The organism is Binatus sp. (SeqCode) (assembly GCF_050013435.1).
Taxonomy (GTDB): domain Bacteria; phylum Desulfobacterota; class Binatia; order Binatales; family Binataceae; genus Binatus.
Genome location: NZ_JBEKFG010000039.1, coordinates 19,267 through 31,760, shown reverse-complemented (window position 1 = coordinate 31,760; position 12,494 = coordinate 19,267). Strand labels below are relative to the sequence as shown.

Sequence of the window (12,494 nt, the reverse complement as noted above, 5' to 3'; positions counted from 1 at the left end):
CGAGCAGATCGATGAATTTCACATCGACCATCACCACGCCCTTATCCTTGATCATTTGCAGAACTTGTTTAGGCGTCATCGAACCCGTAACCCTCCTGGCCGCTTAACGGGGCGGCATGCCCATACTTGTTGATTGATCGATCTATAGAAACCGCGCGCATCGTCCGCGCCTGCGCACGATGGCATGAGACGCATCAGGAATTCCACCGGCCGTCACACCAGACTCATTCGAACGATTCGACCGATAACGCTTTCTTTCACGAAAATCTCCATAACGCAACGCACGTCTAACGGGCATCTGCCGCACATTCGAGCAGCATCGCACGCCCAACGACTTGCGGTTCAGTGGAGGACCCAGCATCGGAGCCTCTATTTTTTCAACCCATCAGCCTAACAATTTGATCACAGCAAAATAGATGCCTAGCATGACCAGCCCCATCGGCACCCCAATCTTCGCCCACGCCCCGCTCCCGATTCTGAGCGCCCCCGCACTTACGATGTTGGGGAGATTGCCCGGTATCAGCATCCCGCCCGAAACCAGCAGCGCCAGAATCGCCTCGCGCGCGCGCGGGATGGCCATGCTGTGGACTTCGAGCGCGACCAGGGTCGCATTGTCGAGCGCGGCGGACACGGTATTGGCCCAGAACAGAAGATCGCTGCTCATTTTGCTGACGTACTCATTCGCAATCGGCCCGTAAGCGCTGCTGATCAGCACCAGGCCCGCGATAAACGCAAACACCTTGGCCGCTTGAACGAAAATCGCGGCGTAGGATTGGCGTACGTGCGCGCCCGCCGGCGCCTCGTCGTATTCACCGCGGGCAAACGCGCCCGCGACGATCGAGCTCACCAGCACGCCCGGAAATACCCACGGCGCCAGCAAACCGAACAGCCCGAAGAAGCCCAGATTGAGCGCTCGCGCGGCAAGCGTCGAGAGCGGCTCGCCCAGCGGCGTCAGCGATGCGCCCAGGCCGATCGCGAAGCATCCCGCAACCGTCACGCGCACCCGCTTATCGCGGGAGAAATGAAGCAGGCCTGTCACCTCGACCAGCACCAGGGCGGCGACGATCGCGGTGATGAGGCTGGAGATGGATGCGATCGCAAAAACCGTCGCGGCGGTCAGTACCGGTCGCGATACTTGGTTGCGCAGCCGGTCGAAGACCCGGTCGAGCCTGCGCCGCGTCCATCCGAACAGGAGCGCGGCGACCATCACGGCGACGCTGATCGCGACCGGCTCGTGCAACGCCTCTGAAACCAACTCAGGCGTGAAGCCGGTCCCGAACAGGGTCGCGAGCACGCCGAGCGCGAGGCAGTAGAGCTCGATATTGTGCTCGATCTTCGCGATCGCGAGCGGCCCGAACAGGAGCAGGGCAAGGATCACGGCGGCCGATGGGTGATTCATGAGGTGCGAGCGGAAAAACTACTATCGCGCATCGATCGCTTGCAACAAAGAAGCGGCGGGTCCGCTTGTTCGGACCCGCCGCCGGCGCATCGCTGCGCGATTGACTGGTTAAACTCCCGCCTTAGAAGGCGTAGATGAAGTTGGCGTCCAAGGTGTCCTGGCCGTGCCACAGATGCTGCCCGGTGAACACGCCGTTAGTGTACAGACTATTGTTGTTGAAGAAATAGTTCTGGCTGGAATTGTCATGCCGGTACTCCAGCCTGGCAAGCAGTCCCGTCACTTCGGGTATCTTGTAGCTCAGCGTCTGGGTAATTTCCCACAACGTCTGGGCAGTCCCGGTTCGCGCCCCATCCTCGTCGTCGAAGAATTCGGCGCGGGTGGCCGACTCCAGCGAAGGGTTGATGTCGTACACCAGGTACTGAGCCAGTCCCTGCCACGTCGCGGCGTGACCGTTGACTACCGGACCGCTCTCGCTTGCATACAGATACTCGGTCTGAAGCGTCAGGTTGGGGATGAACGACGGCTTCCAGGTCGCGACCGGATCGACCGCGCCGAGATTCGAGTCGGACTTACCCAACCCGGTCGGACCCACCAGGTTCGGACCCCAGATGCCGTTGAGCGCGAGGCTCAGCGTCTTGTCCTTGTTGTTGACTGTCAACTCGCCTTCGTAGTTGGGACCGCCGTTGTTGGCTGTGGCAGGATCGTCCCAGCCGTTGTTGAGGCCACCCGTAAACGCAACGTAGTCGTTGAAGGTGTACGATGCGCGGATTCCCGTGTGCGTGAATGGAATCCCAAAGCCGAAAATGATGCTCTTGGATTCGTTGTAGTTCAGATTGTTGTACGTGTTGATCGTTTCCGCCCCCAACAACGTCACAAAACGGCCGGCTTGGAAGCTGATTCCCGATCCGATCGGCGCCGTGTAGGTCAGGTAGTACTGCGTCGGATCGAACCATTGGTTACCAACACCCGCCACATTCGAGTAGCGCGTGGCGGCCGAAATCGTGTTCGCGACCTGGCCGAAGTTGAGGTCGGTCACGAATCCCACCGTTCCATCGCGCTCGATGTGCAGGTTGCCCTGGTTGAGCTGGAATCCGTCCTCGTCGAAGACGCGAATGGCATTGATGTTGTTGATCGGCTGATTGAAGTTGTGCTCGTAGCCCGCATCAACCAGCGCGTGGACGCTGATGCCAAGGTTGTCCGACAGATCTTTCTTGATGTCGCTGACATCCTTTTCGACCAGGCCCACGTGCTCGCCGATCGTGGCCGGCTTCGCACCGGCCGTCGCCGGCACCGCGACCGTCATCGCCGCCTCTATCTTTTTGACCTCGCTGGTTGTGTCGTCGGTCTGCTTCTGCAGATTGCCCACCTGGCCAGACAGCGCGTCGAGCCGCTGCTGCTCGCTGGTGTTGGCGACGACAGTGGTTGTGGTCGTGGTGGCCATGTGGTGGTGATGTTTCGTGGTCGTGGTCGTTGTCGTTGTCGCTGGATCTGCGGTCGATGGATCTGCTGCCCAAGCATTCGCGTTGCACAGCAGTGCAATCACTGCGACGCCGGCAATCAGGTAAAGCCTGGCAGCGACCCGGGTCGTTTTCCTTCTGTTCACTCGCTTCCTCCCTCCAAAATGCGCGGCCCTCAGCCGCGGCTTTCTGCGCCCGCACCTAGCGGGCTACAGTGATGAACCGGCTGGTCTGTTTACAAGATTCATACCGGCGCAATAACTTCACGACGCCGAAAATCCTTTGTATCTACAAGGAATTTCGAGCGGCGGTAGCCACTGGTGACGCCTAAATATGACGCATTTGCCGCACGGTTAATCATATTTGGCGAGCATATTACCGAAATATTACGGCCGTGCAATACGGGTGTTGAATTAATCGAGGGATGGGACGAGATCGTCAGGCGGGTGCGGGAACCTCCAAACAAAAGAGCGGCGGGTCCGCTGCTTCGGACCCGCCGCCGGCGCATCGCTGCGCCACTGACTCGCTCCTGCCTTAGAAGGCGTAAATGAAGTTGGCGTCCAGCGTGTCCTGGCCGCGCCATAGATGCTGCTGGCCGGTCGCCGGGTCCACGAAATTGTTATTGGTGAACAGGTTCTGGCTCGATTCGTCATGCCGATATTCCAGGCGTGCGATCAGTCCCGTCACCTCGGGGATCTTGTAGCTGAACGTTTGAGTGATCTCCCACACGGGCTCGAGGTATTCGCCGCGTGTCGCCGACTGAAGTGAAGGGGTGAGGTCGTACACCAGGTATTGCGCCACTCCCTGCCACGACTCGCTGTGACCGTAGATCGCGGGACCTGACTCGGACCCGTACAGGTATTCGAGCTCAAGCGTCAGCTTGGGTATGAACGACGGCTTCCAGGCCACGATCGGGTCGATCGCGCCAACATTGGAATTGGACTTGCCCAACCCGGTCGGACCCACCAGGTTCGGCCCCCAGATGCCGTTGACCACGAGGCTCAGCGTCTTTTCCTTGTTGTGGAGCGCGATGCGGCCTTCGTAGTTGGGACCGCCGTTGTTGAGCGACGCGGGATCGTCCCAGCCGTTGTTCAAACCGGCCGTGGCCGCTACGTAGTCGTTGAACGTGTAGCTGGCGCGGATGCCGGTATGAGTCAGCGGCTCGGCCAGGGTACCGAGCAGGCCACGGCTCTCGTTGTAGTTCTGGTTGTTGTAAACCGGAATGACTTCGGCGCCCAGCAGCGTTACGAAACGCCCGGCTGAAAAATTGATGCCCGATCCGATCGGCGCAGTGTAAGTCAGGTAGTACTGAGTCGGATCGACGAACTGATTTCCGACCGGCGCCACGTTCGAGTAGTGCGTGACCGAGGAAATCGAGTTGGCGACCTGGCCGAAGTTGATGTCGGTTACGAATCCCACCGTTCCATCGCGCTCGATGTGCAGATTGCCCTGCGTGAGCTGAAATCCATCCTCGTCCCAGGCGCGGTATACGTTGACGTTGTTGATCGGTTGATTGAAGTTATGCTCGTAGCCGGCATCAACCAGCCCGTGGACGCTGATGCCAAGGTTGTCCGACAGATCTTTCTTGATGTCGCTGACATCCTTTTCGACCAGGCCCACGTGCTCGCCGATCGTGGCCGGCTTCGCGTCAGCCGTCGCCGGCGGCGCGACGGTGATCGCCTGCTCTATCTTCTTGACCTCGCTGGTTGTGTCGTCGGCCTGCTTCTGCAGATTGCTCACCTGGCCGGACAGCGCGTCGAGCCGCTGCTGCTCGCTGGTGCTGGCGACGACGGTGGTTGTTTGGACCGCCTTGTGGTGTTCGGTCGTCGTCGTCGTTGTCGTCGTTTGCGCCCACCCATTCGCGTTGCACAGCAATCCAATCACTGCGACCCCGGCGATCAGGTGAAGCCTGGCAGCGACCCGGGTCGTTCTCCTTCCGTCCACTCTCCCCTCCTCCGAAACGCGCGGCCTTACGCCGCGGCTTTCTGCGCCCGCACCTGGCGGGCTACAGTGATGAACCGGCCGGCTTGGTTTCAAGATTCATATCGGCGTAATAATTGAATGATGCCAAAAAGAAAATACCTGAACTTTGAATCGACCGAGGCGCCGGATGAGATCCTCAGGCAGGGGCGCTGTGCGCGAACTTCCCGGACCGATACTGTCACGCGCGCGTGCTAACCTGTGCCCCGCATGCGTAAAAGCGCGATCATCGTTCTGCTCGTCGCGTTATGCTTCGCCGGCTACGTGTTCTTCGCCTTGTTCGGCACGGAACCGGTCAAGGTGACCGAAACTCGCCTGGTGCGAAGCGGCGGCCAGGTGTTGGTCGAAGGCGAGGTCCGCAACACAGGCGACGACGCGGGCCCGCTCCAGGTCGAAGTCCATTATTTCGACCGCGACGGCCGCTCGATCGGCAAGGATGTCGTTTCGGTGGACGGCCTCCGTCACGGGGCTGCCGCGCACTTCAAGAGTTCGCCGCGGGCCGACGATGGCGTCGCCGATTTTTCGATCTATCTCAATCACGGGCGGAACCCCTACGGAAATTAACCGGGATCGCCCCTGGAAATGCATTAATAGTTCTCATTCATAAGATAAGCCTTCTTTTCATTCGATGTTCCTAAGGCCGCGAAGTCTCAACATTTTGTAGAACGACGCAATTCGCAAACGTATAACGCTGTTGAATGCGTCTTTTCGAATTCACCGGCAGTTTGTTTGTCTTTAAGTCATTTTGATGGTACTAACTGTAAGTGTCAAAAACCACCTTTTTGACGAGTACACGGTCAAATCACGGACCACGCCAATTCGGCACAACCCGGGGGCATAAGATCAATGGCACGCACCAAGGAACGCAGCTTCGGACAGGTCATTCGTGAGCGCAGACGGCAACTCGACCTGACTCAAGAGGAAGTGGCCCATCGCATCAAGACCTCCACGCCATACGTCGGTCACCTCGAATCAGGCAAACGCCATCCTTCCGACAAGATTCTAACCCGCCTGGCGGAAGTACTCGGACTCGATCGCCGCGAACTATTCTTCCTCGCCAATCCTCGCGCGCAGGCACTGCTGAGCCCCGATACCGAGTCCGCGCCCGAGTCGGCCTGGGATGATTTCAAGAACAACGAGCAACTGCGGCGCGTTCACAACATCGCGGGCGATGAAATGGAAGTTCTTTCGCGAGTGGCGTTGCTCGGCGACGTGCGTTCGGCGCGCGACTTCATCTATATCCTGAACACCGTGCGCCACGCAGTCGGAAGATAGGGAGTATCCGCGGCGCCGATTCGAGCTTCAGCGCAACCGATTCCTTAAAGACGCGAGAGCAATGCCTCCCGCGTCTTTTTCTTGCGCGCGCCAAAATCGCCGCTCTGGTCAAGCTTGCATCGCTCAGCCTAAGCTCCACTGCATCATGGGCGAGCCTGCACGTGCGCGCGATACCCCGTCTGGAATCCCGCGATGGCCGCAACGCTATACGGTCGTCGCGCTGTTCTTTCTCGGCACCGCGCTTTGCTACATCGATCGCATCAGCATCTCGGTCGCGATAATCCCGCTCGCCCGCCAATTCGGCTACAACTCCGCCGCGCAGGGGCTCGTGCTGTCGGCGGTGTTCTGGGGATACCTGTGGACGCAGCTCGTCGGTGGATGGATGGCCGATCGATTCGGCGGCCATCGCGTGCTGGCGGCCGGGGTCGCAATCTGGTCGCTGGCAACCTTCGTTACGCCGCTCGCCGCCGGCGCGGCATTTTCCGCGCTGCTCGCGGCTCGGGTGCTGCTCGGGCTGGGCGAGGGCGTGAACTTTCCATCGATTCACAGTCTCACTGCCCGCTGGACGTTGCCGTCCGAGCGCGCGCGGGTGTTATCAGTCAACTATAGCGGGATGTACGTGGGCACCGTCGCCGCGCTCAGTGCAAGTCCGCTGATTATCACGTCTTTCGGATGGCCCGCGCTGTTCTATATTTCGGGCGCGCTGGGCGCAGCATGGGTCGTAGTCTGGATGTACCTGGCCGCCGACCGCCCCGAGACGTCATCGCGCATCGGCGCCGCCGAACTCGAACTGATCATGTCGTTGCGCTCGGCCGCGCCGCGCGCGGTCCGGGTGCCGTGGGCGGCGATCGCGCGCGAGAAAGCGGTATGGGCGATCGTCGTCGCGCATTTTTGCAGCAACTTCGGATTTAATATTCTGCTGCTCTGGCTGCCGACCTATCTGCATCACACGTTTGGCGTGCCGCTGGAACGGGTCGGCGGGTATTCGATAATTCCATGGATCGCGACGTTCTTCACGATAACTTTTTCGGGCTGGCTGGCCGACGCCCTTATCGCGCGCGGCCTCAGCGTCGGGACGGTGCGAAAGTCGATGCAGACCGCGGCATTTGCGATCGGCGCGATATCGCTGCTGGCAGTGCCCGCAGCCGGTTCGCCGGCAATGGCGGTTGCGCTGCTCACGGTCGCAGCCTCCGCTAACGGCATCGGTACCGCGGCCTTCGGGGTGAATCACCTGGACGTCGCGCCGACCTACGCCGGAATCCTGATGGGAATCTCGAACACCATCGCGACCATCCCCGGTATCATCGGCGTCGCTGCAACGGGACTGATTGTGCAGGCGACCAGGTCGTTCAGCGCGGTATTTATTCTGATCGCGGCGGTCTATGGCCTCGGAATGTTCTTCTACCTGCGATGGGCCAGCGGCGAGCAGATGATCTGAAGTCTCGCGCACGGCAGGGCGCCAGTTTTCCGGTGGCGCGGCGGCCGAGCGGCGGGCTATACCGTCAGCACGAACCGGAGCGCGAATAATCAATGAGCCAGCCGGATAAACTCTCGCCCTACCGATGGATTATCGAAGTCCTGTTGCTGCTGCTGTTGACCGCGCAGTCGCTCGCCTGGCTCGCGCCAGCACCGATACTCCAGGAAATAAGGAACGGGCTCAAAATCTCGCTCGGCGATGCGGGCCTGATCATCTCGATCATCGCGCTATGCATCGGCATCTTCTCGCTATTGGGCGCCGTGGTCGCCGAGCGTATCGGCGCGCTGCGCGCCCTGGTGATCGGAATCTGGTTGCTGGCGATCGGACAGGTCGCCAGCGGCTACGCGCCCGATTTCGCCGCGCTGCTCGCCTGCCGCGTGCTGGAAGGAATCGGTTACGGGCTCGTGGTCGCGCCGCCCGGCACGCTCGTGATGCAATGGTTCGGCGCGGGCGAATGGCCGTACATCAATATGATCAACTTCGCCTTCAGCTACGTCGGACTCACCGTCGTGTTCCGCGCGACGCCGGCGCTGTTCGCGGCGGTCGGGTCGTGGCGGATGGTCCTGCTGTGGTACGGCGTCGGATCGGCGGGCGTCGCGCTGTTGTGGACGCTTTTCGGCCGCGAGCATCGCAGCCGAACCGCCGTGCCCGCACCGGGCGCGGTCGAAGCGCCGGCCGAGCGCGGCTCGGCGCTGATGGAAGTCGCGAAGATGCGCAACGTGCTCTTGATCGCGGCCGGGCTGTTCGGCGGGATGTGGGTGTTCCAGATTTACACCGCGTTTCTCCCCGAGTTCTTCCGCACCTACCGCGGCATGACACTCTCGCAAGCCTCGCTGATGACGCAGGTGCTGCCGCTGGCCGGCTTGTTCGCGGCGTTGGGCGGTGGAATCGGCACGGGGATGTCTGGACTGCGCAAGCCGTTCACCTGGCCGATCGCGTTCACCAACCTGGTTGGATGCGCCGGCGCGATTATACTGCGCGATCCGATGTGGATCAGGATCTCGCTGGTGCTGGTCGGGATCGGAGCGGCGGGATCGCTCGCCGCGCTCACCACCCTGCTGATGGAATCACCCGGCATGAATCCGACCCGGCTGGGAGCCGCAATCGGCTTCGTTTGGGCCGTCGGCTATCTCGGCGCGTTCATCTCGCCCTTCCTGGGCGGCGCGCTGGCGGCGCGGATTGGACTGCGCACCGTGATGCTCGGCTTTCTGGTCTTCCAATTCCTGCCGATCGTGACGTTTTACTTCCTGCCCGAAACCGGGCCAAGCCGCGCGCGTTATGAAATCGCCGGCGCCTCCGCCGCGCAGTAGGTTCCGCTGCTTTCCGGCTACGGCTTGCGCGCCGGATGAGGCGCCACCTTCATCAACGCCGCGTGCAGGATCGTATTGTCCGCGATCAGCCCTTCGAGCTTCACGTTGCGCTGATTGAAACGAATCTCGCGTCCTTTGATATCGGTGATCGTGCCGCCTGCCTCGATCACCAACGCCGCACCGGACGCGATGTCCCACTCGCTTTTTGGCGAGCGCGTGAACGTCGCATCGGCCTTGCCCGCCGCGACGATCGCGAGCTTATACGCGACGCTGCCGGTCGGGCTCACTTTCAGCATCCCGTCGAACCCCTGCCACTCGCCGCGCGCGGTTTCGCTGCGGCTGGCAAGCACGGTCGCGCCCTTGAGCGTTCGCTTGCGCGTGACCCGCACCCGGCGCGTATTCAAGTGACATCCAACCCCGCGCGCCGCCCAGTACATCTCGCGTTTGATGGGATTGTACGTCACGCCGAGCGCCGGCACTCCATCTTCGATTAGCGCGATCGCGACCGCGAACTCGGGAATGCCCTTGATGAACTCCTTGGTGCCGTCAAGCGGATCGACGATCCACACGCGCCGGCATTTCAGGCGGTCGTCGTTGTCCGCCGTCTCCTCCGAGAGCCATCCGTAGCCGGGAAATGGATCGCGGAGCAACTTCTTGATGGCGGTATCCGCCTCGAGATCGGCTTGAGTGACGGGGTTGTCGTGTCCCTTCGATCCGATTTCGTAACCGCCCCGGCGCCAATAACCGCGCAAAATCTCGCCGGCGGCGCGCGCGGCTTTCTTTGCGAGCGCCAGCTCCCGCGTCAAATCATTGGCGGGCGCATGCGCGCCAATTCGCGGCACACCGCCGCGCTTGAGTGTCATCGATTCTTCCATAGTTCCTTCCAGGCCTTGAGATGCGCCACGAGTTGCCCGGCGACGGTCCACCCTGCGCGCCGCGGAGATACTATCTTCACCTCGACGGCGATTCCATCGCGGGCTGGGTAGTGATCTAATTTGATTTGACCGTTCAAAAAAGGAAGGCCCGGTTTGCGCCGGGCCTTCGTGTATCGCGTATTCGTTAAAGACAGATCATCGGACGTGAGAACGTATTAGCGCTGCTCTCTCCGCAGGAGTAAGCGAACGCAAGTCCGCCAAGAATTCTCTGGTACTTAGCGCCCTCTCAGCGAGCGCTTGGTCGATGTCCATTTTGGTTGACTCCGCCTGACATCCGCCGTGGAGGACGTTGGGTGTCTTGCGACACTTTTGCCTTCCTAGCCGGGACTTTCGCGGGGCCAGCGAAACCGTTGAATGTGATACCTGCATCAACTAACTCCATAATTGCCGTGGACAGGCGTTCATCCTGTCTGCGGTCTAATTCCTTGACGGGCAGTTTGAGTTCCGCTGCCTCGTCAAAGTCAATACCAAATTCGTGAGAGGGGTACTGCCAAACGAGCCGATTCACAATTGATGCGGCAGCCGGATTACCGACAAGTTTGAGAAGTCGCTTCGCGTATTCCTCGCCGACGGCAAGAGCACGTCGATGGCCGCCGACTTCCAGCGGGTCGATTTTCTCAAACAAGGGTCTTACCATTGCTGTCACATAAGGCCCACTTTCATGGATCGCCTCTTTTACGCTCATTCCTGATTGTCTGATTACGAGGAGAGTAAAAAAGTCGAACACCTCCATCGCATAGTCGCGCAAAAACTCCATCGACTTAAACTCATCCAAGGGGGAAAGCGGTTCGGCTCCGCGTTCAACCGGGTCTTGAATCTGAACATCCACTGGGCCAAGTTCTGCGAACTCTCCCATAAAGATAGCGTCAGCACCCAAGGACATGATCGTTGCAGCGCTCTTTGCCATCAGAGGCACGATAACATTTAACCGCTTACATCGTCTTCGGAAAAACTTCATCAGTTTGAAAGCAAAATCAGCATCTCCACCCGGAGAGTGCAGTAGCAATTCCAGAGTGTCGAGTCGGTCGAAGTGTCCGCGCCGGTTTATGTACTCCGGCAACTCCAGACTACAGATATGGGCTGCCTTAGAATGGATTATGCAAAAGATGCGAGACTTTCGCTCACGTTCCAAATCGGTGACCAACTTGGTGAACTTTTGCACCGACGGATGCTGTGCTGGCGCTGCCATGTGCTCTATCTTCACTGCCTCAACTCCTAATATGCAACCACTCCATCTTGTGTCAACCGCTGGGTTGGCGTTTTGCCGCCTGCACGGCAAGCGCCCTGATCCATGCTGACGTATCAAGTCCGCTGCCTTCGGCAGCTCGCGTCAGCAAGTCCTTTTGTTCCTGCGTCACTCGGATGCGAACTAGATGCATCTTTCGCTGGCCTCGCGGTTTACGGTGTTTCACAGCTCCAATGTAACCACATTAGACCCACTCTGTAAACAGGTTGATAATGGTGCTCTAATGTGGGCACATTAGAATTACACGCGAGACACGTCAAACGCCGATCGGAGTCCACACCCGATCAATTTGTTCGTCTGTCGATGCTCTTGGGAACTGCCATCGTCAAAACACAAGCTCCAGCCCAACCACCCGCAGCAATCGCAGTTGCGCCTTCTTCTGCTGCGCCCACTGCTCCGCCGACGCCAAAGCCGGGCACGCCCTGATCCCCATCGCCCGTTTTCAAATTAGATCAATACCCAGCCTGGTTTGCCCTTCAGCCGATCATGAATCTAAGATGGCTGCGGGGACTCGAAAACAATACTCGCCGGCTTGGGGAGCATCGATGGCGGTTATCGCGATCAGTCAGCAGATAGGCAGCAGGGGCATCGAGCTCGGCGAACTCGCGGCGCGGGAACTCGGCTATCGGTTCCAGACCGGCGAGCAACTTATCGCCGAGACGGCGAAGCGCTTCAACGTGAGCGCCGAGCAGATGAAATGGTTTGACGTACGTAACCCCCATTTCTGGGAGCGCAAGACCGAGAGCAGCCGTTTCGCCGCATACTATCGCGCCGTCTTCCTGCAAGCGGCCGCGCAAGACCGGATCGTCTTCGCCGGACGCGGTTCGGCGCATTTTCTCCCCGAAGGCGGATGCGGCATCAGGGTGCGCACGATGGCTCCACTGGCGGCGCGCATCAAGCAGGTGGCGAAAGACGAGAACCTCGCGGCGGCGGCGGCCGACAAGCGCGTTCGCGACTTCGACGCGGAAGTGAAAGCGCGCACTCAGAGTCTGTTCGGGCAGGATATAGACGACCCCGCGATTTACGACCTGGTGATCAACACCGCGCGCCTTTCGATAGCGTCGCACGCGAAAACTCTTGCGGCGCTCGCCGCTCATATCGACAGTGAAGGCGCCCCGGAGCGAACGAAAGTGATGCGCGACGCCGCGATCGCTGCTCTGGTCAATGCGGCATTGGTGGCGCATCCGAAAATCGGCGACGCGCAGATGTCAGTCAATTGCTCGGCGGGATGCGTGCGTGTGAGCGGCCCCGGACTGGTGCCGCCGTGGGACGATCTCGTGATCGGAGTCGCGCAAACGATCGAAGGGGTCGCATCGGTCGAGGTCGGCGCCGAAGAAGACCCTGTAACCTTGGCCTCCAGCTAGCTGCGCGCCGCGGCTGCTCGCGCATCTGCGGCCCGCGCACTCGATCGCACT

The 12,494-nt window shown here is 60.2% G+C and carries 11 protein-coding genes; 5 read left to right on the top strand and 6 right to left on the bottom strand.

What is annotated here, in order from left to right; translation table 11 throughout:
* Window positions 1-385: 385 nt before the first annotated feature.
* The 3 genes from ABSB13_RS09685 to ABSB13_RS09675 all read right to left on the bottom strand — a co-directional run bounded on the left by ABSB13_RS09685 (window position 386) and on the right by ABSB13_RS09675 (window position 4,800).
* Window positions 386-1,399 (bottom strand): DUF1646 family protein, encoded by a 1,014-nt coding sequence (locus ABSB13_RS09685; RefSeq protein WP_428107722.1) that lies wholly within the window; start codon window positions 1,397-1,399, stop codon window positions 386-388.
* 121 nt (window positions 1,400-1,520) lie between these two features.
* Entirely contained in the window at window positions 1,521-3,002 is a 1,482-nt protein-coding gene (locus ABSB13_RS09680; protein WP_428107721.1) for an outer membrane beta-barrel protein, read from the bottom strand.
* Between the two features lie 388 nt (window positions 3,003-3,390).
* Window positions 3,391-4,800, bottom strand: coding sequence for an outer membrane beta-barrel protein (locus tag ABSB13_RS09675; protein WP_428107719.1), 1,410 nt, complete (start codon window positions 4,798-4,800; stop codon window positions 3,391-3,393).
* A gap of 246 nt (window positions 4,801-5,046) precedes the next feature.
* Here ABSB13_RS09675 and ABSB13_RS09670 point away from each other — a divergent pair, with 246 nt between their 5' ends.
* The 4 genes from ABSB13_RS09670 to ABSB13_RS09655 all read left to right on the top strand — a co-directional run bounded on the left by ABSB13_RS09670 (window position 5,047) and on the right by ABSB13_RS09655 (window position 8,898).
* The gene (locus ABSB13_RS09670; protein ID WP_428107718.1) at window positions 5,047-5,400 is read left to right on the top strand and encodes an FxLYD domain-containing protein; all 354 of its coding nucleotides are present in this window, start codon (window positions 5,047-5,049) and stop codon (window positions 5,398-5,400) included.
* Window positions 5,401-5,682: 282 nt separating this feature from the next.
* Window positions 5,683-6,111 carry a helix-turn-helix domain-containing protein gene (locus tag ABSB13_RS09665; protein ID WP_428107717.1) on the top strand — a complete coding sequence of 143 codons (429 nt, stop codon included), beginning with the start codon at window positions 5,683-5,685 and terminating at the stop codon, window positions 6,109-6,111.
* A gap of 145 nt (window positions 6,112-6,256) precedes the next feature.
* A complete protein-coding gene (locus ABSB13_RS09660; RefSeq protein ID WP_428107715.1) occupies window positions 6,257-7,549 on the top strand; it encodes an ACS family MFS transporter in 1,293 nt (430 codons plus the stop codon).
* A gap of 92 nt (window positions 7,550-7,641) precedes the next feature.
* Window positions 7,642-8,898, top strand: a complete 1,257-nt coding sequence (locus ABSB13_RS09655) for an MFS transporter (RefSeq protein ID WP_428107714.1) — start codon at window positions 7,642-7,644, stop codon at window positions 8,896-8,898.
* Between the two features lie 17 nt (window positions 8,899-8,915).
* Here ABSB13_RS09655 and ABSB13_RS09650 read toward each other — a convergent pair whose 3' ends face one another.
* The 3 genes from ABSB13_RS09650 to ABSB13_RS09640 form a co-directional block, all read right to left on the bottom strand.
* Entirely contained in the window at window positions 8,916-9,773 is an 858-nt protein-coding gene (locus ABSB13_RS09650; protein WP_428107713.1) for a 3'(2'),5'-bisphosphate nucleotidase CysQ, read from the bottom strand.
* Between the two features lie 286 nt (window positions 9,774-10,059).
* Window positions 10,060-11,022, bottom strand: a complete 963-nt coding sequence (locus ABSB13_RS09645) for an SDH family Clp fold serine proteinase (RefSeq protein ID WP_428107712.1) — start codon at window positions 11,020-11,022, stop codon at window positions 10,060-10,062.
* A gap of 52 nt (window positions 11,023-11,074) precedes the next feature.
* Complete coding sequence (locus ABSB13_RS09640) at window positions 11,075-11,212, bottom strand: plasmid mobilization protein (protein ID WP_428107710.1); 138 nt, start codon at window positions 11,210-11,212, stop codon at window positions 11,075-11,077.
* A 364-nt stretch (window positions 11,213-11,576) separates the two neighbouring features.
* Between ABSB13_RS09640 and ABSB13_RS09635 the strand changes: the two genes are divergently transcribed.
* On the top strand, window positions 11,577-12,443 hold the full coding sequence (locus ABSB13_RS09635) for a cytidylate kinase-like family protein (protein WP_428107709.1): 867 nt from the start codon (window positions 11,577-11,579) through the stop codon (window positions 12,441-12,443).
* Window positions 12,444-12,494: the final 51 nt, after the last annotated feature.